Consider the following 25,187-nt stretch of genomic DNA (forward strand, 5'->3'; position numbering starts at 1 on the left):
AATACGTTAGATAAGCAATGTTACAACATGTGACATAAACAATGCTTCAAAAAAATCAACTATTTGTCGATAAGGTTATAGGATTGTTCCGAAGGTGCCATTTAGAGAGGCTGAAGCATGCTAAACGAACTTTCCAATCACGTTGGCTAACATCGCCAATAAAAAGGGGCGACATTTCGCCCCTCAGCTCGTCCATCAGGTTTTTGATTTGTGATTATCTCTTTGAGCTGTAGAGAGAAATCAACTTAGACTTTCTGTTACAACTGGCTTGTTATTGCGCTTAGCAATCCAGTACGCAACGCTACCCCAAAGCACGGTGAGTGCCCAAAGTGCCGTCCAATGTGGAGCGACTTGTTGCCAGGTTGCCCCCATTTGGTTTAGCGATAAGAAAGCTTTGATCGCCCATGTACTTGGACTTAAATCTGCAATCCATAGTAGGGGAGCAGGAATGGCTTCAATCGGCCAAATAAAACCCGCCAAGAAAATGAGAGGCATAGAGCTCACGAGGACGACTAAGGTAACCAGTTCACGCCGAGGTAATAAGTAACCCAGCCAGAAGCCTAGCCCGCAGCAACCTAAAAAGAACGGGAACAACATGGCCAGTAGTTCGCCCGCGTTGGCGATATGGTTTACGCTCAAACGTTCGAAGCTAAAACCAAAATAATAGGCGCCGAGTAAATAATAAATTGCCACAAATACTAACGTTCTCACAAGCAGCAGCGCTCCCGTTGATACTTGAGACCAGTAGCCACGACCATGACGCTGTATTCCCGTTTGTAATCCAACCGCCATGATCAACGTTTGTTGTAAAATCAGAACAAATACTGCTGGCACTACGTATTCGATGTAACCCATGGTTGGGTTGAACGTCGGTTTCATATTAAGCTTAATAGCAGAGTAATTATGGCTAGCCATACTCATGGGCACACCATCTATCACCATTTTACTGACTTTCACTTGGGCCCCTAATGTGCCTCCCGCTTGGGCCAATCCTTCTACCACGGTTCCGTACACGAGAAAATACGAAGCGTCCGCAGCGTAGGCTAGAGTCGGGCTTTTACCTAGCATTAGGTCTTTGTAAAAGTGTTCTGGTATGACTAAAAAACCGGTGATCTCTCGTTGTAAAAATGCTTGTTTTGCATCGGCAATCGTATGAAGTCGAGTAACTACGTTGACTTGTGGAGTGGCATCAACCATACGTTCCAGCTTTAAGCTCGTCTGACTACCATCTAAATTAACAATCGCGATTGGTTGTTCACGAGGCGTTTGTTGTGCATAAGGCAAAGGGTATAAAAACGAGTAAAATACGACACCACCAAACACGGTCAACGTAACGACTGGATTGGTTAGAACGGCCTTCAGTTCCGCTTTAATCAGTTGCCACAATGTCATACCGCCTCCTTCGCTTGGCGTGTTGATGAAGCTGTTCGATGTTTACCCACCAAGGCTGCGGTAATGAGCAGGGGCACTACGTAGCCAATCATAGGCCATAGCGAGCTTAAAGATTGTGCGGCCGATGCCCCATAGCTTGCTTGACTCACTTGCACTTCAATGTAATGGGTAATCGGCAATAACGAACGCCATGCATAAGCGAGCGTGTTCATGTCAGAAACTGGGAATGTAATTCCCATGAACGCGAAACTTGGAGCTGTAAACGCGCCAGCAAAACTCATCGCACGTGCAGGATCCATCGACAAGAAGAAGAACAACGATCCCATAATGATACAGGCGATAACCGTCGCCAATTGTGCTAGTAGCATAACCAAAAAACTGCCTTCCATTGGCCAATCAAGCACGGAATAAAACCAGTATAAGAACAACGCACCTTGCGCCATAAAGACCGGAATGTACTGACTTAATAGGGAAGTGAGCTTGGCGTATGGCTTTTCGCCCAAAAACGCAAAGCCATTCTTTCCACCATAAATGCGAAAGTGCGCGGTAAGAATCAAAATAGTGCTTACTACAATACATATTTGCCAAATAGCTGGCACGATAGCCGTTACCAAAAATTGTGCGTAGTTATTGTTACGGTTAAATAATGCGGTTATTTGTGTCGACACGGGTACAGCCTGTGCAGCCGCTGCTAACGTTGTGGTGTTACCCTTAGCCAAGTTGCTCATTACTTCAACCTGAGCATCGAAATAGCCTTGTGCTTGCGCAACGGCAGAGTTGATCAGTTTCGCAACCAAAATGTACTGACTGTTGTAAAAGACAGAAAGTTGAGGTTGGCGGTGTTGGAGAATATCTTGGTCGAACTTAGATGGGATGACCGCGTAAGCGTAGATATCGCCTTCAATCATCGCATTTTTTGCTTCGCTTGCACTGGTGTAGTGATAGTTAACAGCCAGACTCGACGACGCATCCAAAGATTGAATGAGCTTTCGAGAAAGTTGGGAATGTTGTAGATCAACCACACCGATTGGCAGATCCCGGGCAATGCCCGCAGAGAACACTCCCCAAATCATCATCGCGAGCAAAATCGGTATCCAAGTAAGGCACGAAAGTAACCACTTGTCTCGTCGTAAGATATGCCGCTGTGAAATCTTAATCGTCATAGCATTAACCTAGTGGTTGTGATTAAAGTTCAACGACAACACTCATTCCCATACGCAGTTCAGGTTCGGGTTGAGCTGGACGAGCTTCTACTTCAAAGGTACGAAGATCAAAACCTTGAGAAGCATCGGTTGCTCTCCACGTTGCAAAGTCACCCATAACGGCAACATGCGTTACTTTGAACTCAACATTTTTATTTAAGGCAGGCAAATAGGCATCAAAGGTTGCTCCTTTTTTAAAGTGTTGAAGGTAATCTTCACGCACATTCAGTGTCGCCCAGGCATCTTCTGTATCTATCACAGTAACAACCGGGAAGCCCTGAGGTGCTAATTCACCACTTTGAAGTAGAACTTGAGAGACTTCGCCGTCAAACCAGCTGTAGATCTGAGTATCTTTCGCATACGCTTCTACTTCGGCTACGGCACCCGATGCCATGCGCGCTTTTTCCGCCGCAGCTACTTTAGTTTCACTTCTCGCGCCTTCTTTTGCCATTTCGTACATTTGAAATGCGGCACTTTCGGTGTATTTCGCTGCTTGCCACTGAGTTAAAGCTTCATCGCGCTTTTGTTCTGCAACCACGCCATCGTTATAGAGGTTATTTACACGATTGTAGGTTTTTTCCATTAAATTCGCAGCGGTTTTAGCTTTCATCCACTGATCTTTTGCTGCTTGGATTTGTTGCTCACGTGCGCCTTTCTCAGCTTCTTGAGCTAAGGCGTCCGCCGCTTTTTCACCTGCTTTTGCTTGTTCTAACTTCGCTTCAATTTCAGGACTATGAAGGGTAAAAATAAGCTGGCCTTTCTCTACATCGTCGCCTTTACGGACCATGACCTCATCAATACGCCCTGGAACTTTTGAGGAAATGCTGTATTGCTGGGCTTCAATTAATCCCTGTAAGCGGACCGGTTCCGGTTGATAGGCTTGGTAAAATTGATACCCAACCCAAGAGGCAACACCCAAAGCACAAAGTGAGAGTAAAACAGGTTTTAGTGATTTAGCTGCCATGATTTATTTCACCTCTTTGGATGTTGAAGCAGGGATATAAGCGGTATTTTGATATTGTTCGAAGCTGTTCATTTCACTGCTCAATGCGAGTAGTTTCGTTAAAGATATTAAATAGCGGAAACGTGCCGCTGAACGTTGTGTTTCTATACTCGCGACATAAAGTTGTGCATCCACAACATCCAGAGAAGACGACAGACCCTGAGTAAATGCTTTTTCACGCAAGCGCAGGTTTTCGTTAGCGAGTTCAATGCTAGATGCGAGCCCTTGTACTTCATCAATGGCTTGCTGAGCCTCCAAGTATGTCTTTTGGACTAGCAGCGATAAATCTTGTTTGGCTTGGGACTTTAATGAATCGACCTGCGAGACGACGCTTTGAGCTGCTTTGACTTTTTCGCTTCGCCCTGTTGATTCAATCAGTGGAATGCTCACACCGACACCAACTAACCAGTCAGGCTTCATTTGGCTTGCGAGAGAATCGTCTTCATACAAGCTGTAGTCTCCGTAAAGGTAAACTTCAGGATAGTATTTCCCTTTTTCTGCTTTGATTAAGCTAGAGGCTTGTTTGTGTTTAGCGCTCAGAAGGTCTAACCCCGGATAGGTAAGCAACGTTTGATCGACAAAAGCGGTTAGAGGGGGAAGACTGTCGTTGATAAACAAAGATTCAGCGGGCTCTACGGCGTCATCTTGTGCAAGTAATTTACCTAATGCTGCTTGAGCGATACTCAAATCGCTGGCGGCTTTACGTGTTTCTACTGATGCTTTATCTAGAGAAGCCTCGGCTTGCAGGCGCTCAACGTGTGCGATTTGTCCTTGCTCTTCAAGCTTAATGGCAAAATCTCTATGCTTTTTTAGTCCAGCTTCAACCGCTTGCCGCGTTGCGAGTACTTCCTTTGCCAGCACGACAGAAAAGTAGTACTTCGACAAATCTTCAAAGCGCGCTTGTTGTTCCATTAGAAGCTGGCTTTTAGCCTCATCTGTTTTACCTTCTGCTGCTGATTGAGCAGCAGAAATACGACCACCAGTAAAAATTGGCCAAATGGCACGAATAGACGAAGAGAAAATATCGCGTTCGGTTATGGTCGAAGTGGTGTTTGCTATTGCTCCAACGACAGCTGGTGGTAGTGGAATCGGTATACTGATTGGCGATTCAGTGCTATCCAATATTTGCTTTCCCGATAACGTGATATCGGTATCTAAACGCGTGTAATTCGCGCCAATGGTAACCTGAGGTAAGTTGAGATTGCTGGTGGCACTCTCTTGGTATTGGTAATTCTCGACGTTTGAGCGTTGAGCTTTAAGAGAATAGTTGTTTTCTAGCAATAACTGCCATGCGGTATCAAAAGTGATCGGTGCCGCATGACAGGCAAGGGAAATCGAGCTGCTAAGTAAGCCCAGTATCCAAAACTTTCCTGTTTTTTTCATAATGGCTGCTTTGTCGTAGAGTATAAGCTCTAATATAAAGGATTCGTAACTTGGTGTTAAGTAGGAGGGGAAATTGGATAGTAGTATGCGCCCAGTTATGTTTGTGCTGGGCGCGGGAGATGTTACAAGTTTACTTCGTATATGGACAGTGAAACTCTGCTCTCCACTCAAGCTGACGAGAACCTCGCATCGTATTCAATAGGTCTTTTCCACTCATTTGAGGGAATGATAACAGGACCTTGAGATCAGAAGTACCGCCTCCGTTTTTTTCATAAGCCCTGACGTGTGTAAACGTTGAATACATATTCTCTGACAGCATGGCCTTATTCAGGCATATTCCAAAGGTATCGCGTTCCATGTTTGGTGTTCCTTCTAACTATAAATGCACCTCTGTTTATAGTTTTCCAGTTTTCAGATGGTGTCTAAGTGTTTGTCATATAGTCAGTATTTGTGTTTTGTTTTATTTGTGTCCAAATCACTGACATCAATGTTGAGCTTTTAATAGACTTCCAGCTTCACTGCTTTCTAACCGAAACTCTCAATGGTTTCGTTGATTAAAAATTATACGTTGGAAAGTCTAAAAACGCCTCAAAAACCGCTAAAATCGATGTGATCACGATCATGTTTTAAAGGGCAATTTATGTATGGAATTGAGTATCAGAGAGGAATGCTAAATTTGGTGAATGGTTGTAATTTTATGTTTCAGCTCGTCGATTAATTAACCGTAAACTCTGCGGTTTGCTTGCCTTCCTCACAGATTTATCACCGCAACAAAGCCATGCTGTTAACTGAGTGTTAACGTAATCGCTTGGGAGTGAATCATAAGGATGTATCAATGAGTTGGAAAACGATCAGCTTTCGTAAGCGAATGCTCATTATTATGACGCTGTCGGGGTTGATAGAACTTCTATTACTTGTCGCTGCAGGATTCACTTATCTCAAAATCAATCAAGAGCAAGAAATGGGAGAAAAAGCACAGGGTGTTGCCCGTTTTTTAGCAGACTCCGCCGTTGTTCGCGAAATGGTCGTAACCCAAAATCCCCAGCCATACCAACTTCGTTTCCGAGAATTAACCGAAGCCATCGGTGCTGCATTCATCGTTATTGGCGATCACGAGGGAGTGCGCTTAATCCACCCCGTTGATGAGCGGTTGGGTAAGCCAATGAGAGGTGGCGACAATCGTCGAGCGCTAGAGCAGGGGTTGTCTTATGTCTCGACAGCTCAGGGGTCGTTAGGTTATTCAGTTCGTGGTAAAGCTGCGATTTTTGACGAGCAAGGGAACATCATTGGTGTGGTTTCGGTTGGCTATTTGCTCGACCGGCTGCAAGACCGCATCGAGCCATTTTTGGCTTTTTTGATCTTCATGGTCATCGTAGTTGTTGTCGCTAATGCCATCGTATCCAATTATGCGTCGAGAAAGTTTCAGCGCGCCATTTTGGGGTTCGAGCCTGAAGAGATAGGGCGGTTGTACGGCGAATTAGAAGTGACGATGAGTACCATTAAAGAGGGCGTGTTAAGTATTGATGCCCAAGGGATACTTCGCTCGATCAATCGTAGCGCCTGTCAGATTCTCGGTATTGATAGAGAGGCAGCTCTTAATAAACCGTTGACTGAGACGTTACGCGATAGTGACTTATATACGGTGCTAGAAACCGGACAGGAAGATCATGATATTGAGATATTCCTTAATCATAAACGTCTGATCGCAAACCGTTCGCCAATTTATGTGGATGGAAAAATAGTGGGGGCAGTATCGAGTTTCCGTTTAAGGGATGAAATCAATGACCTAACCGAGCAGTTATCACAAACCAAAGAATATGCAGATTTATTACGTTCGCAAACCCATGAGCATCGAAATAAGCTAAACACCATTAGCGGGTTAGTTCAGATGGGTGAGCTGGATGCCGTACAAAAGTTAATTGGGCAAGAAACCGCACACTATCAAGCGATGATCGAATTTTTAAGAGACACCGTTAAAGACCCGTTAATTGCTGGTATGTTGCTTGGAAAAACAGAACGTGCTCGCGAGTTAGGCTTACAGCTGGTGGTTGAAGAAGGCAGTCGTTTGGAGCCTCTGCCTGAGTGGCTAAATTCGGAAGACCTTGTCACCATTCTGGGCAACTTAATTGATAACGCTTTCGACGCAACGTTAACCTCGATTCGTGATGAATCGAATGTCGCATCGGAGCGCAGAAATATCGATGTGTCAGTGAGCGATTACGGAAATGAAGTGATACTTGAGGTGATAGATCAAGGCTGTGGTTTACCAAGCGATATAGAGCCGCAGGCGCTATTTAAAAAAGGGGTGTCGACGAAATCTCGTCAAAATCGGGGGGTAGGATTGCATCTTGTCAACCAGTTGGCTACTCGATATCACGGCCATGTTGAGATGATGCCCAACACAAATTATGGAACAAGAATAACGGTGTATTTACCCAAGGAAGAACAATTATGAGTATGGCGACTCGCGTAATGATCATTGAAGATGATCTGGCTATTGCTGAGCTGCACCACAAATACTTAAGCCAATTGGCAGGTTTGGAAGTGGTCGGCATTGCGACCACGAGAATGGAAGCGGAAATGCAACTCGATATTCTTAAGCCAGACCTCTTGTTGATGGATGTATACCTTCCTGATGGAACAGGGCTTGAGATACTCAATACATTACGTGCGAACAACCAAACGTGTGATGTCATTTTGATTACCGCGGCAAGGGATGTCGATACGCTACAACAGGCAATGAGAGGGGGAGTCGTTGATTACCTACTCAAACCAGTGATGTTTCCACGCTTAGATGCCGCACTGAAAAAGTATGTGTCCCAACGCCAACAACTAGACATCGCAGAGAGTTTGGATCAGAACCTCGTTGATAAAATGCTGCAGTCTCACGCCAATCAAGACAACTTGCCGAACCGATTACCGAAAGGGATTGATGGTGTAACCTTAGATAAGATCAGAGAGTTGTTCCCAAATGGTAGTGTGCTTACCGCTGATGAGGCAGGCGAAAAGATCGGTGCTAGCCGAACAACGGCAAGGCGCTATTTGGAGTATCTGATCAGCACTGGTGAACTAGAGGCTGATTTAAACTATGGGTCGGTAGGTAGGCCTGAAAGGTGCTATAAGAAAGTGATACGGTAACGTAGGTTTTGATGCTAAATACGAAATGAAAGCGATGGCTTGTTTTAAACAAACCATCGCTTTTTCGCGCTAAGGAGTTAGAAATTATATTCTAATTTCGCTTCAATAGAGCGCTCAGCGCCAAACCAACAGTTATTTTTGTCGTAACAAGAATAGTATTCTTTATCGAATAGATTGCTTGCTGAAAGGGTGACGCTAGCCCCTTTCATTGATTCAGATACTGTTGAGAAATAGTAACTTGCTGCCAAATCAAACAAGGTGTAGTCAGGCACTTTTTCGCTGTTTTGAGCATCAATTTGTGCTTCTCCGACATAGCGAACGCCAGCACTGGTACGAAGGCCTGAAAGATTTCCTTCAAAGAAGTAATTGGCCCATAAAGAGGCCGTTTGCTCAGGTACCCAAACTGGCGTTTTACCTTCTTGGTTGTAATAACTGTCCTCGGTAATCTCCATATCGGTATACGTGTAGCCTAGAGTGAAATCAGCTTGTGTTGTGGCTTGCCACTTTGCCTCTAGTTCAACACCCTGTGATACCACTTCGCCCGCTTGATAGTTCGGTGCATAAGGATTATTCGGATCGGTCAAGATCGCGTTTTTCTTCGTAATATGGAAGAACGCTAAATTACCCGAAATATCGCCAGACAATGGCGCGTATTTAAAACCGAGTTCCCACTGATGCCCGGTTGATGGTTCAAACGCTTTGCCTGTGGCATCTGCACCCGCAATTGGCTCAAAACTCTCGGAGTAAGTAAGGTATGGGGATAAGCCGAAGTCGAGCTCATACAAACCGCCGACTCGGAAAGATACGTTGGTGTCGTCTAACTCTTCCTTGCTGTTGGATATTGCTCCTAGGTAATCGCTCACGGCGTCTGTATTTGAATCGTATTTATCCCAACGAAGACCCGCAATCATTACAAGTTGGTCGTAACGAACTTGATCTTGCAAATAAACGCCAATCTGCTTCGTTTTGATATCTAAGTTTTGTTTGTATTGGAAATTCAGTGCATTACGATCAATGCTGTTGTGGTCAGGATTAAAAATGTCCTGAGTTAGCGAATACCCAAGCGTGTCTTTGTATTTTACATCTGAATCTAGATACTGATAATCAAGTCCGAACAATAAGTTATGTTCAAAATTTCCTGTTTTAACGTAGCCAGATAGTTGGTTGTCAATCACAAAGGATTTGGACTTTTCATCGGTTAAATAAGCATTTCGACCAACGGTAAGGTTATCCGCTTCAAGTGCACCGTTATATGTGTTTTCCTGATAGGCATCGGCGGTCATGTAGCGGGCATTCTGTAGAAATTTCCAATTGTTGTTAAAGTCGTGTTGGACTTTGTAACCCATCATCAGAACTTCGCGTTCGTAAGTGTTCCAGTCCTCATCCCCCAAATAAGTGCTTGGTGACATCGAGCCAAGTGGGTTGTCAATCACTGAGCCAGACGCTGGCACGGTCGTGTAGATACCTGCTGATGGATCATTTTGATAGTAAACATTCACGTTGACTAAGGTGCTTTCTGTCGCTTGCCAATTGAAAGATGGAGCGAGGACATAACGTTCGTCTTCAGACGTATCGGCTTGACCATCTCGCTGTTTTGCGAGGCCGATAATACGGTAATCAACATTAGAATCACCAATTTGTCCTGTGGTGTCGAACGTCAGTTCTTTTAGGCTGTTAGTCCCAGTACTAATCGAGACATAGTGCGAAGGTGTTGACTGAGGCGCCTTGGCGATAATATTGACCATGCCTCCTGGTGGAATATTGCCGTAAAGAACAGACGTTGGCCCTTTAAAAACCTCGATTTGTTCAAGGGCAACGGAATCGACCTGAGGTTGAAGGTTCCAGCCGTTGTACAGCAAAGGAAGACCATCATAAAAGTTGGTGTAGTTAATAAAACCACGAATATTGAATAGGTCAAGTCGGGAAACGGCACCGCCACGCAGCTCTGTATTTACGCCAGGCGCGTAACGCAATGCTTCGCTCACTGAGTTTACGCCGCGCAGGTCCATGTCATCTTTAGTGATTACCGTGATCGCTTGCGGCGTTTCTTCCGGTTCTAAAACGGTTTTAGTTGCGGTGTTTCGGTATGTTTCGCCAAGTACTGTGATAGTTTCGTGCTGAGAAGTGCTCTCAGTGGCACTGGCGTGACCAGCAATAAGCGCGGATACCACGACTGCAACCGCAGAACGATGAAATCGATTCGGACTTTCCATATTTATTAATTCCACTACTTTTTATTTGTTGATAATGATTGTTGTTTGCATTCTATAGCGAAAGAAATAGGAAAAGTTAACAATTTGGTGCAAAGCCAGAACCTAAGTGCTTAGGCTTCTATCTAATGGACATGGCTTCGTTCGGTTTAACAGGTATCCAGTAATGCATTTGGGCATTCTCGCTCTCAACATCATAGTCTTCTGGATAAACTTCTAACTCGTAGCCATCAATACCGTGATAATTGGAATAGGGGAGCCAGTGCAAAATGAACCACTCAAGCGTCGCCGCTAGATTTGATGCTTTACCTATGTGCGTAATCACTGCGTAGGTTTGCTTAGGAACAACCAGAAGATCTGGTTCTTGCGTAGAGACTTTGGATATTGAAGTTTTTGACGCTGAGTTGTACTCATAACCTGCCCAATACTCGAGTTGCTGGTTGCTTGAATACGCTTTTGTTACGTCAATCACACCAAGATAGTTTCTTTCCAGGTGAGTATGGTTTTCAGATGAGTAGAGCTGTGACCACAGCGAGGGCACCTTGGATTGGAAGTTGGGCGTTGCGGAAAACAATCCATAAATAGGTTCATGATAACCAGCAAGCACAAAAGCAGGTTTTGTTTCTATTCGGACTTCGATAAAGCACTTATGTCTATTTTCGTCTTCTGGTGTATCGCGCAACGTTAAAGGTTGCCTCAAGCCCGTTAGTTGCTGAGCTTTACGATAGTCTCGAGGACTCTTTGAAAACATATTTTTGAACGCTCGACTAAATGCATGTTCAGACGCAAACCCCATTTCTATCGCAATATCTAACGAGCGATCTGATGTATGGATTAAGCGTTCAGCCGCAAGGCTTAGTTTTAGCTCTCTAATATAGTGAGCGACGGATACGCCAGTGTGTTGCTGGAAAACGCGTTGCAGTTGCCAACGTGACCAGCAGCTTGCTTTCGAGATTTCATCCACACTAAGTGCGATATCTAGATTGTTGTGAATGTAATCAAGCACAGAGTGTATTCGGTTTATCGGGTGCAGATTCTTTGTGCCTGGTTTCATGGCGTTCTACTTTCGCATTAATAGTATCCTCATTATCTTTAATTGAGTATCATTATCAATAGAGTGAGAGGATAAAATTCAGGCTACATAGATCACAATAAAATTGTAATGGATTGCAAGGGTGGGTAAGGATTGTCCATATTAGAGTTTTTGCTTAATTTTTGTCTTACGTTAGTGCAACTTTTTTTATCCATAAAATACAAATATTTATGATGTTTTGTGTAACTTATTTAAACGTTTGCACTGGCAAGTGTTGATGTAAATCAAATAGTCGTAGACAATACTGCACCGTGTCGGACTCTCCTCCAGCGAGTACAGTGTGTACTTTTGAGACATAAGTGACCTAAATGACCTTAATACGTCGTGTTTCCAAAAGATTTGGGAGTGCTACTTCTTGAGGTTCTTTGGGCCTATAGACTTTACCTATCAACGTAATAGGTAAGACCAATTTTCTATTTTGAGGTGCCATTGATAGGGTTGGCTCATCCTTTAGCCGTATCCGGGCACACAATAAGTACCTCGTTTTTAAGGGAAAGATGATGGTAATACCAGAAAACAGCAGCATCGTTATTTTTGGTGCTTCAGGTGACCTTACATATCGTAAGCTCATTCCTGCTTTATACCACCTCTATGCGAACAAGCAGCTTCCAGAAAATTTTGCCATTCTGGGTGTAAGTCGTACTGAATACAGTGATGAGTCTTACCGCGCGAAGCTGAAAAAATCGCTTCAGGAAATGGAAAAGACTGAGCCAGAAACGCTTGATGCATTTATTAACCATCTGCACTACCAAGCTATCAATACTTCTGACACACAAGATTACAGTAAGCTATCTTCTCGTTTAGACCAACTTGCTGACGAATATCGTTTCGATCAGCGCAATACGCTTTTCTACTTAGCAACCCCACCAAGTTTATACAGTGTGATTCCTGCAAGTCTTGCAGCACACGGCCTAAACAAAGAAGAAGATGGTTGGAAACGCCTGATTATTGAGAAACCATTCGGTTATGACCTTGAATCAGCGCGTATTCTGGATAAAGAAATTCACGAGCACTTCCAAGAGCATCAAATCTACCGAATTGACCATTACTTAGGTAAAGAGACGGTACAAAACCTTCTTGTACTTCGTTTCTCAAACGCGATGTTTGAGCCGCTTTGGAACCGTAACTTCATTGATTATGTTGAAATCACGGGAGCAGAATTCCTCGGCGTAGAGGAGCGTGGTGGTTACTACGACAACTCGGGTGCCGTGCGCGATATGTTCCAAAACCACCTGCTACAAGTATTGGCGATGGTGGGTATGGAGCCACCTGCACAGATCAATGCAGATTCGATGCGTGATGAAGTCGTTAAAGTACTCCAGTGTCTAAAACCTTTGGACGAAAACGCTCTGCGTAACGATCTAGTATTAGGTCAATACACCGCTTCTGAAGTTCGTGGACAAAGTCTACGTGGCTACCGTGAAGAGCCGGGGGTTGCAGACGACTCACGTACCGAAACTTACATCGGTTTGAAAGCATACATTAACAACTGGCGTTGGAATGGCGTGCCATTCTACGTGCGTACTGGTAAGCGTCTTCCAACACGCGTGACTGAAGTGGTTATCCACTTTAAACAAACACCGCACCCAGTGTTTGGTCAAAACGCACCAGAAAACAAGCTGATCATTCGCATTCAGCCAGACGAAGGCATTCAAATGAGCTTTGGCTTGAAAGAGCCAGGCGCAGGTTTTGAAGCGAAAGAAGTGAAAATGAACTTCCATTACGCTGACCTACAAGAAACGCAAATGCTAACTGCGTATGAGCGTCTTCTACTTGATGCTTTGAATGGTGATGCTACGCTATTTGCACGTAGTGATGCGGTGGAAGCGTGTTGGCAGTACGTACAGCCAATTTTAGATTTTAAACAAGATCCACAATCCCTCTTCGGGTACGCATGCGGCACATGGGGTCCTAAAGAGTCAGACGACCTGCTACAGCGTGATGGTCGCGCTTGGCGCTTCCCATGTAAAAACTTAACAGATACGGATTACTGTGAACTATGATCAACCATAAGATCTACCAAACAGCAGAGCAGGTAGTTGAAAGCCTAGCTAACGACATGAAAGCGTTCAGCGAAATGGGCCGACCTGTTCACATCTCTCTTTCTGGCGGCAGCACTCCTAAAATGCTGTTCAAACTGTTGGCTTCAGAGGCTTACGCAACCTCTATTCAGTGGCAAAATCTCCACTTCTGGTGGGGTGACGAACGTTGTGTCGCACCTGACGATGCGGAAAGCAACTACGGAGAAGCGAACGCGCTACTGTTTAGCCAAGTAAACATTCCAACAGAAAACATCCACCGTATACGCGGTGAAGATGACCCTAAAGTGGAAGCGGAACGCTTTGCGAAAGAGATGTCAGAGGTGATTCCGACTGAAAACGGAACCCCTGTGTTTGACTGGATCTTATTAGGTGTTGGTGCAGATGGTCACACCGCTTCTCTGTTCCCTGGCCAAACCAATTATGATGATGCGAATCTATCTCTTGTGGCGCCTCATCCTGAGTCAGGCCAGCTTCGTGTGTCAAAAACGGCACGCGTTTTAGAAGCAGCAAAACGCATCAGTTACTTAGTGCTGGGTGCAGGAAAAGCGGACATCGTTGAAGAGATCAACAGTTCACCTGCACACGCACTGCCATACCCAGCGGCTAAGATTCAAGCGAAATCTGGCCTGACGGAATGGTATTTAGATTTGGACGCAGCAGCAAAAATTGCTTAAACGCTGCTCGTCAATGAAACAAAATTGGAGAGAAACAATGAAAGGTGATATCGGTGTAATTGGCCTAGCGGTAATGGGTCAAAACCTTATCCTAAACATGAACGACCACGGTTTTAAAGTGGTCGCTCACAACCGTACTGCTGCCAAAGTAGACGAGTTTCTGGAAGGACCAGCGAAAGGCACGAACATCATCGGTGCATACTCTCTAGAAGAACTAGTAGAGAAGCTAGAAACGCCACGTAAAGTGATGCTAATGGTTCGCGCAGGTGACGTTGTCGATAAATTCATCGACGCGCTAGTCCCTCTACTAGATAAGGGCGACATCATCATCGACGGTGGTAACACGAACTACCCAGATACAAACCGTCGCGTTGCAGCACTACGCGAAAAAGGTATCCACTTCATCGGTACAGGTGTATCTGGTGGTGAAGAAGGTGCACGTTTTGGCCCATCTATCATGCCTGGCGGCGCTCCAGAAGCTTGGGAAGCGGTTAAGCCTATCTTCCAAGGTATTTCTGCGAAAACTGACGCTGGCGAGCCTTGTTGTGATTGGGTTGGTAACGATGGTGCAGGTCACTTCGTTAAGATGGTTCACAACGGCATCGAATACGGCGACATGCAGCTGATCACTGAAGCTTACCAGTTCATGAAAGACGGCCTTGGTATGTCTGCAGATGAAATGCAAGCGGTATTCGCTGAGTGGAACAACACTGAGCTAAACAGCTACCTAGTTGAAATCACGGCTGACATCCTTGGCTACAAAGACGAAGATGGTGAACCTCTAGTTGAAAAAATCCTAGACACTGCTGGCCAAAAAGGTACAGGTAAATGGACGGGTATCAACGCACTAGACCTAGGTATTCCACTAACGCTTATCTCTGAGTCAGTATTCTCTCGTTGCCTATCTGCACTAAAAGATCAACGTGTTGAAGCTGAGAAACTGTTCGGTAAGACAATCACGCCAGTAGAAGGTGACAAGCAAGAGTGGGTTGACGCACTACGTCAAGCGCTTCTAGCGTCTAAGATCATCTCTTACGCTCAAGGCTTTATGCTAATGCGCGAAGCATCAAACGAGAATGGCTGGGACCTAAACTACGGTAACGTTGCTCTTATGTGGCGTGGTGGTTGTATCATCCGCAGCGCGTTCCTAGGCAACATCCGTGATGCATACGAAGCGAATCCAGAACTAGCATTCCTAGGCTCTGATGATTACTTCAAAGGTATCCTACAAAACAGCCTAGTAGCATGGCGTAAAGTGGCGGCTAAGTCTCTAGAAGCAGGCATCCCAATGCCATGTACGACTTCTGCACTAACGTTCCTAGACGGTTACACAACAGCTCGTCTACCTGCGAACCTACTGCAAGCTCAACGTGACTACTTCGGTGCTCACACTTACGAGCGTATCGACCGTGAGCGTGGTGAATTCTTCCACACGAACTGGACTGGTACAGGCGGCGACACAGCGTCTACAACTTACGACGTTTAATCCGCAGTCAGTAAACGGATAAAAGCAAAAGGGTGCCCAAGTGGCATCCTTTTTTGTGTCCGTAAGATATTGATATATTGGTAGATTTGTAAGTTACATTAAACGTTGATTCGTCACGCACTTCTCAGAAATGGGAGAGCATGCTTTTGCTAGCAGTTTAATATTTCTTTTCGAAGATGAAGCTAAGCCGCTCTCTTGCATCTCCTCAACTACAAGCTCAAGGTAATAGAAATGACACAACAGAAGCATCCATTTCACACAGCTTTCGTGTTGCTTATTTTCATATTACTGATCATTTACTCCATTTATCGCCTTTATCATCATTTCGCTTTCGAATCTCTACCGCTTCAGCTCAGTAGTGGCTTTCAAGTGGTCTACATTGATGCGTCATATGTTTTAAGTATCGCAAGCTTACTCTTGTGTCCTACATTATTGGTTTATATTTTATTTGATCGAATGACACAGTTAGTCAAAGTGCCGATTAAAGTGATAACCATAACAGTTGTCTTGTCCCTTATCGTTGCTATTCCAGTTCAAATTTTGGAATTTGGGCGATTGAGGTATATTGCAGAAAATAATGGTTACTCAGCGTGCCCACCTTTCACAATCGCGTCCAGTGGGATGTCGATTGAAGCTATGGTGAAAGATGAGAGGCTTTGCTTGGATGCTGAGATTAATCGCATTGCGGTGTATGGCTATTTTCACGAACTCGAACGGATTGATAACTATATCAAGTCACAGGAAAATTACATTCAATAGAAAAGAGCGTCTAGGCGCTCTTTTCTGTGGTCGTTTTCTTGTTTTGATAAAACCTGTCTTTGAGGTAGAGAATTGCGCTGACCACAAGAGCCACTACAGAAACAGTAAATAGGGCATACATGCTAAGAATCCATGCGAATGTAGCCGTCAAAAACGCAATGAAGGAAAACATTCTGCTGAAAGACATCACATGGCCAAGTTTGTTACTTTTCATAAACGCCTCCCAAAGCTGAGTGGGGATAGACAAGTGTGGTCATATACCACGCTTTGATTGTCTGTTCTTTTTTGGCGTTTCACACAAAAAATCGGCTAAAGATTTCTCAAAAAAGGTGAAATATTGAACTGGTAGACAAATCCATAAACGGATTTACAAATATATGAATGCATTTGTCTATCACTTCAAAGTTTTTGCTGTGCGGATTAAGGCCTTTTAACGCTATTATTGCAGCCTTCGAGTTTACTAGGCGTAATTGCAAGTCAATAATTCCGGGAAGCTCATCCTCATTATCAGTCACGATGAAAATCACTTTTCTTTGCTTAACAATACTTTATTGAATATGTGTGATTGCATCAGATTTGAGAATGAAACTAAGGTTGCAAGAAAGGCGAAAAAGAGTGCTAGGTAAGCCTTTGAACTACGCCTATAATTAGCGCCCACATGGAGGATGTTTAATAAATGAACATCTTCTATTTTTTGAAACCAGCAACAAGGATCCAGTAAAAAGTGTTTTTCTGGTGTTGTTTACGTTGACCAAGAAGGTGATTAACACAACAAATTGAGGTTCTAAGATGACTCTTAACAAGTACTTTGTTTTCATTCCGGCAGAATTGGATCAGGAAATACACAAGGACAACCAAGTGATCTCTGAGAAGGAAACTCAACGTCAGGCATTAGTAAAACAGGCTCAACAACAAGGCGGCCTGTAAGCTAGGTTTCAAATAGAAAGAGCACCGCAAAGGTGCTCTTTTTGTATCTGAGGTTATGGATTAACCCAATATGCCGAGGCTTTTCAGCTTTCTATAAATCGTATTTCGACTGACGCCAAGCATGCGAGATGTTTTGCTGATGTTCCCCTGATTGGCTTGATATGTTTTGAGCAGTTTGTCTTCGACGGTTGCACGCAGTTCTAACGTGGGTTCGGCAGAGGTTGTTACGTCTTGAGCTTGGCTGAGTTTCTTACTCAAGTGAGTCGGTACGTGAGCGAGCTCTAACGTTTCTTCACCTTGCGCCATTAACGCGGATACTTTGATTAAACTATCGAGTTCACGCAAGTTTCCTGGCCAAGAGTAAGAAAGCAGCAGAGAAAATAGGTGAGGACAGAGTTGTTGTTCAGATTCAGCGTGACGTCGATGAATATTCTCGATCAGTTGTTGCTTATCATCTCGCTCTTCGAAGCGAGGCAATTCGATGATCAAACCATTGAGGCGATAGTATAAGTCTTGACGGAACAATCCTTCGCTAACCAAGTTCTCGAGATCTTTATGTGTGGCCGCAATGATTTGCGTATCGACTTGAACACTTTGGTTTGAACCCACAGGAAGCACGGTTTTATCTTGCAATACATGCAGTAAACGGCTTTGAGCTTCCAAGGGTAAATCTGCGATTTCATCCAGAAACAAAATCCCTTTGTGTGCTTGGCGAATTTTTCCCTGATAGCCTTTGCTGTTTGCGCCAGTAAATGCACCAGCTACGTAGCCAAACAATTCGGACTCAACCAAATCTTTCGGTAGTGCGCCACAGTTGACGGAAACCAACGGCCCCGTTTTTCTCTGGCTGTTTTTATGTAGCGCTTTCACAAACTCATTTTTACCAACCCCAGTTTCTCCGAGAATCAGTAAGCTGATGTCTTTATCGATAACGCGATTGGCTTGTTGCCAGCAATGTTCGACAGTAGAATCGCCGTAATGCAGATCATTGGAAGCGGTAACGGAACGAGACTTCACTTTTTTGTTGGTCAACGGCTTTGTTTTGAACACGAAAGGATGGTCGGCACTTTGGATAGAAAGAATGTCGTCGAGCGATTGCCCGATGACGTTTTGTTGCGCGAGGAGCTGAGAAGCAACTTGGTTGTGCGCGAGAATCTGTCCATCTTCATTAGCGATGATAATGCCTTGCCATCCACTGTTTAGTAAGCCTTTTTCACACGCCAAATCCACACGAATATGCCCTTGTGGAATCAAGTTAAGCAATTGATTTTCAACTTGCTGAACCATGTTTTGTACCAGCACTTGCGTTGAGAAATCATGTTTCTTTTGTTCGCTGGTGATATCTAGCACACCAATCAAATGACCAAGATGATCGAAAATAGGATTGGCCGAGCAGCTAATAAAACGATGATGTTGGATGAAGTGTTGATCGCCGATGACTGAGACCGGTTTTGCTTCAACTATCGCAGTCCCAATCGCGTTGGTGCCTTTGACCTTTTCTTGCCAGCACGCACCAGAGCTTAGCGCAATTTCGGTCAACTTCTCGCGGAACTTAGGTTGTCCCCAACTGCCGATGATGACGCCGTCGGCATCCGTCAGAATTAAGCGGCTGTCACTATGAGCAAAAAGCTGATTAAACAGCGGGAGAGCAAACTGGGTGACGGTTTCCAATAAGAAGTTGAGTTGGTGACGCCTATCTTGAAGTGTCGCTGGTGTCACTCGAATATCTTCAGGGCGTCGACGCTGTTTTAAACCCGCCTGTTCACTTCGGATCCATGAAGTTGAAAGCCAATTGTTATCGCTAATGTGTTGAAGTTCCATGACTGTACCATTTTGTCACAGTGAGGGTGTGCCATTTTGGAACACTTGAACATTGGTGTTCACACCATACATCCGCTCAAACATCGCTCACTTGGTTTGTTATCGCTTGGTAATCATAGTTTTACATTTAATTAACAACAAGTGTGGTGTAGTTGGCGTGTGACTTGCGTAATGCTCTTTGTGAACAGTGCGATACGACACTGCAATAACACATTGAACGAGAAACAAAAGGAAGAGTTATGATCTATGCACAGCCAGGTAGTGAAAATGCCATCGTTAATTTCAAATCGCATTACGATAACTTTATCGGTGGGGAATGGGTAAAACCAACGGGCGGTGAGTACTTTGATAATATCTCACCAATCAACGGACAAGCGTATTGTAAAGTTGCTCGTTCTGGCGAGGCGGATATCAACTTAGCATTGGATGCGGCACACAACATCAAAGCAAAATGGGCGAAAACCAGTGTGACTGAACGCTCTAACATCTTGCTGAAAATCGCTGCTCGTATTGAGCAGCATTTAGAAGAGTTGGCAGTTGCCGAAACTTGGGAAAACGGCAAACCAGTTCGCGAAACCTTGGCGGCAGATTTACCTTTAGTGGTAGATCATTTCCGTTACTTTGCTGGCTGTATTCGCGCACAAGAAGGCAGTGCGGCGGAGCTGGATGAGCACACCGCAAGCTACCACTTCCCGGAGCCGATTGGCGTTGTTGGTCAAATTATTCCATGGAACTTCCCAATGTTGATGGCGGCTTGGAAGCTGGCACCGGCACTTGCGGCAGGTTGTTGTGTGGTATTGAAGCCAGCAGAACAAACGCCAACGTCGATTCTGGTTCTTATGGAAAAGATCGGTGATCTACTGCCTCCGGGCGTCATTAACGTTGTTAATGGTTTTGGTTCAGAAGCAGGTCAAGCGTTAGCAACCAGCAACCGAATTGCGAAACTCGCATTTACGGGCTCAACACAAGTTGGCAATCATATTCTAAAATGTGCAGCAGACAACTTGATCCCTTCGACTGTTGAGTTGGGTGGTAAATCTCCAAATATCTACTTCTCAGATATTTTCGATTACGAAGATGAGTACCTCGACAAGTGTATCGAAGGTACGCTACTTGGTTTCTTCAACCAAGGCGAAGTTTGTACCTGTCCATCTCGCGTATTAGTTCATGAAGCGATTTACGATAAGTTTGTAGAGAAATTGACGGAACGTGCGCAGTTAATCAAGCAAGGTAACCCGCTCGATACCGATACTCAAGTAGGCGCCCAAGCTTCTCAAGAACAGTTTGATAAGATTTTAAGTTACCTGGAAATCGGCCGTGAAGAAGGTGCAAGAGTGGTCTTTGGTGGTGGCGTATCTGAACAGCCAGAGTCAATCAATCAAGGTTACTACATTCAACCGACAATGTTGGAAGGCCACAATAAGATGCGTATTTTCCAAGAAGAGATCTTTGGCCCAGTGATTGCTATCACTAAGTTTAAAGATGAAGCGGAAGCATTAGAAATCGCGAACGACACCGAATATGGCTTAGGCGCAGGCGTTTGGACGCGTGATGCGAACGTCGCATATCGTATGGGCCGTAATATCGAAGCTGGTCGAATCTGGATTAACTGTTACCACGCTTACCCTGCACACGCAGCGTTCGGTGGTTACAAAAAGTCGGGTATCGGCCGCGAAACACATAAGATGATGTTGGATCACTACCAAAATACGAAAAACCTATTGATTAGCTACAGTGTTGATCCACTAGGCTTCTTCTAAATTGAAGTAGTTAACAAAGAAAAAGCAGTACTAACCAAAACCCCGAGCCTTCGGGGTTTTTTATTGCATGGGCTTGCGGGTGGGAGGGTGTATATACGTGAAATTTATATTTTGAACCCATTTATATTGCGTGATCAGGAACGTTGAATTACTGTCACTTTTCGTTCAAGTAGTTTTTCGACCGCGGTGTTTTGCTTTTCAAGACTAAACTGCTGATCAAAATCCAAGACGCGATTACAAGACTCAAGACTCGCAAACTGGTTTAAACATTCGCTAAGTTCTCTTTTAGAGCTCATTCGAGCCAAACTGCTTTCTGATGAAGAGAGTAGGGTCACTTTGCGGCCATGAAACGTTCCTTGTGGCAGAGCATCACTTTGCTGTGCTTGCTTTACTTCATGAACCGGTAAGTTAGTGTATTTAGATTGGATGTCGTTGGACATAGAGACACCTAAACTCTTAAGTCTAAAGTTTGTGGCATCGGAGCTACCTCAGCAGTGGCGACATGAGCAGACAATAACGACTCCCACGACTCACTTTGCGTCAACAATTCCGCCAAAGCTGTTTCAAAATACTCATAATCCAGTCGCTTAATGTTAATGAGTCGGTTTAAACAGAGTACATGTCGATGATTATCTAAACTAAAGAATAATTGATGCTCAGGCCAGTGATAATTAAAGGCTAGGAAAGAACGATAGAGATCGGAATTAACGATTTGAAGACCAACAATCTCAGCTTCGAGCTGGAGGGTTGTCGATTCAGGATGAAAGATGATATGCACTCTTAGATTATCATCAAACGCTAAGCTTACTTCATTTTCCGTTAGATGCAGTGCAGGCAAGCCTATTTGATGAGCAAACTTTAGCAAAATCTCATCGATACTTTGGCGTGCTGACATAGGAATAGTCCCTTTTGAAATTTTATCAAGGAAAATATTAGATGTATCTCTTCGTGTTTATCAATATTGGTCGGTTGTTATTATATTTTGGTTTTTAATTTCGGTGAGCTAAATAGAACAGCGATAACAAATGTGCTCTGATGCATATTGTGGTTGTTCTTAGATATTTAAATATCTTTGTTCTCTAATATACCCACCTAATTGAAAGTGTATTAGGGCGCAGTCACTATGAGTTAAATTAAATCTAATGTTAAATCTGTGTTGTTGAAGAATGCGATTTATTGTCCGCTTGTAGTATAAATATAAGTTGATCTTTTATATTTTTACATAAAGAATTGTGTGAAATTAAAATGAACTAAGTCTATAAAATAAGTTTATGGTGTCATAATGAACAATTCTATGTGGGCTGGTTTTGTCGGACTATTCCTACTAAGTGGGTGTAGTCAGTCTGTGCCGATTGTAAGGGAAGGTAGCTTTGACACAAAGAGTCAGGCGGCACTCTATGGTTGGGTTTCTGTCGATGGATACTTTCCACCTTCGATTACGTCTCTTGATGTGGAGATATGCAAAGTGATTGAAAATCAGTGCCTTAGGTCTGCTTCGCAGCACTACCAAGGCGTTCAATTACCCGTACAGTATTCATTTTTAATTGCACCGATTCAAGCTGGTGACGGAAACATGAAGATAATTGGAAAGCTATACTCGAATGGGGAACTTGTAGCGGAAAAAGAAAAGAACTATTTATTTTCAGTGGAGGGAAAGCAGGAAAATTTGATACTCGTGCCAAAAAAATAACCAGATGAAAAGTAATCGGTTACATTTAATTAGACCTTACTAAATTATTAAAAATAAAGATTTGCTCTTTCCTGTTGTGAAAGTTTTGTTGTTTTTTACAAACATTAATCACATGGTTTAAGTCATCGGGTCAGTTGTTTTTTAGACTTATACTTGTTGCAAAAATAGCATTCTTTATGATTATATCTCGCTCCTTGAACACGTTGGCTTGGCGTTTTAGGCTATAAAACATACAATTTTAAGATTTTGGAAATTTCAGTTTGTTCGATAAACGATACCATAATCTATTTAATTTTATTCTAATGTATAACAAAAATCCTAAACTTTAATAACGAAATGATATTTAAGTTTTGGCTAATAATAAACGCTATCTGATAAAAATAATAAAGACGGACAGCAGAGTTTACTAAGATAAACTTTTACCTTTAGGTAAGGGTAATGCTTAGGATATTCGCTAATTATTCGGGGGGTATGGTAAGTGATATGAACTTCTATGCTCTTTTCTTTGCTTCTTTAATTGATATAGCAGTACTTAGAAATAACAACAATCAAAGTATTGCTTTGAAAGTTTCTCAACACTCGTACTGAGAAACTCAAAATAATGAAGGGTAGAAAATGGATGTGTCAGGCCAACTAAACACAGAAAGGGTCGGCTCGAGCTCGCGAAAAATTCGTAGTTTTTCCCGCTATGAAAAATCTGACGAAGTATTTCACTCAGACCAATCTCACATTGTTGTCGTTCACAATGGTCAGCTTCGAGTTCAAACAGGTGATTGCACAATCGATGTCGCGGCAGAAAACGGGGTGTTTCTATCCCAAGGGGATTACTTATTCGAGTATTCGCCCTTAGACGGGGTATACAAAGCGTCGATTATAACCTACGACAACGAACTCGTTAGCCAGCTATTACAAAAGCACAGTGATCTTTTGATGATGCTGCCCAAGGTAGATAAAGTTTGTTCTGGCTTGTTTACTTTTGGTTTGAACATACTCGTAGAGCAAGTGCTTTCCAGCATGCAGACGCTTGAGCAACAGGCGTATCCAGATGCGATCATGTGCCTAAAATATGAAGAGTTACTCATTCTTTTGCTGCACGGCAAAGGGGGAGAATCACTCTATGCGTTGCTGTCACAACAAACTAACCGAACATCGGAACGGTTACGTCGATTTATGGAACAACACTATCTCAAAGAGTGGAAGTTGACGGACTATGCGCAAGAGTTTGGTGCTAGCTTAACGACTTTTAAAGAGCTATTTAATGAGCACTATGGCATTTCTCCAAGAGCTTGGATCAGTGAGCGCCGATTGTTGCACGCTCATAAACTCCTGTTGACGAGCAAGATGAGCATCGTGGATGTGGCGATGGAGGCTGGGTTTTCTAGTCAGTCTTACTTTACGCAGAGTTACCGCCGTCGTTTTGGAACGACGCCAAGCCGTGTACGTTCGGGAGACGATCAAGTAGCTATCGCGAAATGAAATGACTTGGGACTAAAATTTTCTGACTAATTTTGAAAGTCACTCATCAGCGTAAATTCTATTATGCGTCATGTAACAACGAACGATTAAAAATTATTACACCTCTTTCTTTCTGGATCGTTCGAGAGGGGTGCGGAGACGAACATAAATGAAAAAGCAGCATTGGCGACGCCGTTCGCTTTTTCCAGACAGCATTGTGACACAACGGAAAGTGACTGTTTTGCAGAGAGGAGCTCGATATGAAAGTGCTTCTAGATCAACGCAGGATTTCAATGTTGTGCACGTCAATCACCGACAATTGTTGAGTGAAGGCGTCATTAATTATGAACAGTTATCTTTACTTCAGCGCTTGTTGGATAGAAGCGTCGTCGATAGCCTGTGCGCAAGCCAGTTGGTGAAAACGTATCAAAAGCTCGGTGCGTCGCTTGACCGATTCGCCATGCGTTTATTTTTGGAAATTGGGTCGCAGCTCAGTGATAGCCGCACACTCGTGACCTTTGAACAAAGACTGGAATACATCAACGCGCGTCTTGGTTTTCGCTTCAATTTAGCGGTACCAAAAACGTTGATGCTTTGTTTTCATTTATCGCTAAACGAGTGGATTAACCGTCAAGTTGATCAAAGCGCTTTGCATGCCTCCATCAAAGTGGAACAGCTTATCAATCAGCTCGATATTCAAAAGGAATATTGGTCGAAACTATCGGGAGAGGACACCAGTGCGGTGTTTGTGCAACAGCAACTCGATTTAATTGAGCGCCAACAACACCAGTTGAAAGATCAACTCGGGACGTTGAGCGAACAACAGATGCAAGTGATTGAATGTCATCGTTCGTTAATTGAGAAGTGGCAACCGTCCCTAGACGAGCTTAAAGGGTTCGCAGAGTACACTTCTACGACTGCTCAGTTTATCTCTGAGTGGAAAAAGTGGTGTTCGGAAGTTCGACTTGAAGCTCCTGAGCTGAACGAAGTCTGGGATGCATGTGATGTGGTTTACAACGACCAAAATGCGGTTGCGAAAGTATGGCAGTGGTTCAAGAGCATGCAAATTGTTGGCGACATCGATCACTACTATTTTGACACTCAAAGCGGCCAGTGCGGCCAGGCTTGCAATCACCTCAGCCAGATTTAAAT

The 25,187-nt window shown here is 43.8% G+C and carries 22 protein-coding genes; 11 read left to right on the forward strand and 11 right to left on the reverse strand.

What is annotated here, in order from left to right:
- Positions 1–240 precede the first annotated feature (240 nt).
- The 5 genes from MSG33_RS08725 to MSG33_RS08745 form a co-directional block, all read right to left on the reverse strand.
- On the reverse strand, positions 241–1,392 hold the full coding sequence (locus tag MSG33_RS08725) for an ABC transporter permease (RefSeq protein WP_248380667.1): 1,152 nt from the start codon (positions 1,390–1,392) through the stop codon (positions 241–243).
- Positions 1,389–2,555: an ABC transporter permease gene (locus tag MSG33_RS08730; protein WP_248380669.1), complete on the reverse strand. Its 1,167-nt coding sequence runs from the start codon at positions 2,553–2,555 to the stop codon at positions 1,389–1,391. Before MSG33_RS08730 ends, MSG33_RS08725 begins: the two co-directional genes overlap by 4 nt.
- A 22-nt stretch (positions 2,556–2,577) precedes the next feature.
- Positions 2,578–3,558: an HlyD family efflux transporter periplasmic adaptor subunit gene (locus tag MSG33_RS08735; protein ID WP_248380671.1), complete on the reverse strand. Its 981-nt coding sequence runs from the start codon at positions 3,556–3,558 to the stop codon at positions 2,578–2,580.
- Between the two features lie 3 nt (positions 3,559–3,561).
- A complete protein-coding gene (locus tag MSG33_RS08740) occupies positions 3,562–4,980 on the reverse strand; it encodes a TolC family protein (protein ID WP_248380673.1) in 1,419 nt (472 codons plus the stop codon).
- 130 nt (positions 4,981–5,110) lie between these two features.
- Positions 5,111–5,338: a hypothetical protein gene (locus tag MSG33_RS08745; protein ID WP_005377125.1), complete on the reverse strand. Its 228-nt coding sequence runs from the start codon at positions 5,336–5,338 to the stop codon at positions 5,111–5,113.
- Between the two features lie 477 nt (positions 5,339–5,815).
- Here MSG33_RS08745 and MSG33_RS08750 point away from each other — a divergent pair, with 477 nt between their 5' ends.
- Together MSG33_RS08750 and MSG33_RS08755 are read left to right on the forward strand one after the other, a co-directional pair.
- Positions 5,816–7,435 carry a sensor histidine kinase gene (locus MSG33_RS08750; protein ID WP_248380675.1) on the forward strand — a complete coding sequence of 540 codons (1,620 nt, stop codon included), beginning with the start codon at positions 5,816–5,818 and terminating at the stop codon, positions 7,433–7,435.
- Positions 7,432–8,118: a response regulator gene (locus tag MSG33_RS08755; protein ID WP_006741509.1), complete on the forward strand. Its 687-nt coding sequence runs from the start codon at positions 7,432–7,434 to the stop codon at positions 8,116–8,118. Before MSG33_RS08750 ends, MSG33_RS08755 begins: the two co-directional genes overlap by 4 nt.
- A 77-nt stretch (positions 8,119–8,195) precedes the next feature.
- Here the strand turns inward: MSG33_RS08755 and MSG33_RS08760 are convergent, their stop codons facing one another.
- Together MSG33_RS08760 and MSG33_RS08765 are read right to left on the reverse strand one after the other, a co-directional pair.
- Positions 8,196–10,331 (reverse strand): TonB-dependent siderophore receptor, encoded by a 2,136-nt coding sequence (locus MSG33_RS08760; RefSeq protein WP_248380677.1) that lies wholly within the window; start codon positions 10,329–10,331, stop codon positions 8,196–8,198.
- A 118-nt stretch (positions 10,332–10,449) separates the two neighbouring features.
- Positions 10,450–11,382, reverse strand: coding sequence for an AraC family transcriptional regulator (locus MSG33_RS08765; RefSeq protein WP_248380679.1), 933 nt, complete (start codon positions 11,380–11,382; stop codon positions 10,450–10,452).
- Between the two features lie 539 nt (positions 11,383–11,921).
- On the opposite strand from MSG33_RS08765, the gene zwf reads away from it, so the two are divergent.
- The 4 genes from zwf to MSG33_RS08785 all read left to right on the forward strand — a co-directional run bounded on the left by zwf (position 11,922) and on the right by MSG33_RS08785 (position 16,382).
- On the forward strand, positions 11,922–13,424 hold the full coding sequence (gene zwf / locus MSG33_RS08770) for a glucose-6-phosphate dehydrogenase (protein ID WP_005397367.1): 1,503 nt from the start codon (positions 11,922–11,924) through the stop codon (positions 13,422–13,424).
- The gene (gene pgl, locus MSG33_RS08775) at positions 13,421–14,137 is read left to right on the forward strand and encodes a 6-phosphogluconolactonase (RefSeq protein ID WP_152814862.1); all 717 of its coding nucleotides are present in this window, start codon (positions 13,421–13,423) and stop codon (positions 14,135–14,137) included. Before zwf ends, pgl begins: the two co-directional genes overlap by 4 nt.
- 37 nt (positions 14,138–14,174) lie before the next feature.
- Entirely contained in the window at positions 14,175–15,623 is a 1,449-nt protein-coding gene (gene gnd / locus MSG33_RS08780; RefSeq protein ID WP_005397369.1) for a decarboxylating NADP(+)-dependent phosphogluconate dehydrogenase, read from the forward strand.
- A 231-nt stretch (positions 15,624–15,854) separates the two neighbouring features.
- Positions 15,855–16,382, forward strand: a complete 528-nt coding sequence (locus MSG33_RS08785) for a hypothetical protein (RefSeq protein WP_225461723.1) — start codon at positions 15,855–15,857, stop codon at positions 16,380–16,382.
- Positions 16,383–16,392: 10 nt separating this feature from the next.
- On the opposite strand, the gene MSG33_RS08790 is transcribed toward MSG33_RS08785, so the two are convergent.
- Entirely contained in the window at positions 16,393–16,596 is a 204-nt protein-coding gene (locus MSG33_RS08790) for a hypothetical protein (protein ID WP_005464314.1), read from the reverse strand.
- 575 nt (positions 16,597–17,171) lie between these two features.
- On the opposite strand from MSG33_RS08790, the gene MSG33_RS08795 reads away from it, so the two are divergent.
- On the forward strand, positions 17,172–17,309 hold the full coding sequence (locus tag MSG33_RS08795) for a hypothetical protein (RefSeq protein WP_005464410.1): 138 nt from the start codon (positions 17,172–17,174) through the stop codon (positions 17,307–17,309).
- A 60-nt stretch (positions 17,310–17,369) separates the two neighbouring features.
- Here the strand turns inward: MSG33_RS08795 and MSG33_RS08800 are convergent, their stop codons facing one another.
- Positions 17,370–19,130: a sigma-54-dependent Fis family transcriptional regulator gene (locus MSG33_RS08800; RefSeq protein WP_248380681.1), complete on the reverse strand. Its 1,761-nt coding sequence runs from the start codon at positions 19,128–19,130 to the stop codon at positions 17,370–17,372.
- A 239-nt stretch (positions 19,131–19,369) separates the two neighbouring features.
- Between MSG33_RS08800 and MSG33_RS08805 the strand changes: the two genes are divergently transcribed.
- Positions 19,370–20,890, forward strand: a complete 1,521-nt coding sequence (locus MSG33_RS08805) for an aldehyde dehydrogenase family protein (RefSeq protein ID WP_248380683.1) — start codon at positions 19,370–19,372, stop codon at positions 20,888–20,890.
- A 134-nt stretch (positions 20,891–21,024) separates the two neighbouring features.
- Here the strand turns inward: MSG33_RS08805 and exsE2 are convergent, their stop codons facing one another.
- Together exsE2 and exsC are read right to left on the reverse strand one after the other, a co-directional pair.
- Positions 21,025–21,330: a T3SS regulon translocated regulator ExsE2 gene (gene exsE2, locus MSG33_RS08810; protein ID WP_005397379.1), complete on the reverse strand. Its 306-nt coding sequence runs from the start codon at positions 21,328–21,330 to the stop codon at positions 21,025–21,027.
- Between the two features lie 8 nt (positions 21,331–21,338).
- Positions 21,339–21,785, reverse strand: a complete 447-nt coding sequence (gene exsC, locus MSG33_RS08815; RefSeq protein ID WP_248380685.1) for a type III secretion system chaperone — start codon at positions 21,783–21,785, stop codon at positions 21,339–21,341.
- A gap of 387 nt (positions 21,786–22,172) precedes the next feature.
- Here exsC and MSG33_RS08820 point away from each other — a divergent pair, with 387 nt between their 5' ends.
- The 3 genes from MSG33_RS08820 (at position 22,173) to MSG33_RS08830 (ending at position 25,185) form a co-directional block, all read left to right on the forward strand.
- Positions 22,173–22,580, forward strand: a complete 408-nt coding sequence (locus MSG33_RS08820; RefSeq protein ID WP_237311615.1) for a YscW family type III secretion system pilotin — start codon at positions 22,173–22,175, stop codon at positions 22,578–22,580.
- Positions 22,581–23,195: 615 nt separating this feature from the next.
- Positions 23,196–24,056: an AraC family transcriptional regulator gene (locus tag MSG33_RS08825; RefSeq protein ID WP_248380693.1), complete on the forward strand. Its 861-nt coding sequence runs from the start codon at positions 23,196–23,198 to the stop codon at positions 24,054–24,056.
- A 148-nt stretch (positions 24,057–24,204) separates the two neighbouring features.
- Positions 24,205–25,185: a T3SS regulon anti-activator ExsD domain-containing protein gene (locus tag MSG33_RS08830; RefSeq protein ID WP_006741518.1), complete on the forward strand. Its 981-nt coding sequence runs from the start codon at positions 24,205–24,207 to the stop codon at positions 25,183–25,185.
- Positions 25,186–25,187 lie beyond the last annotated feature (2 nt).

Source organism: Vibrio sp. 1CM7H (assembly GCF_023161645.1).
GTDB classification, from domain to species: Bacteria; Pseudomonadota; Gammaproteobacteria; order Enterobacterales; family Vibrionaceae; genus Vibrio; species Vibrio diabolicus.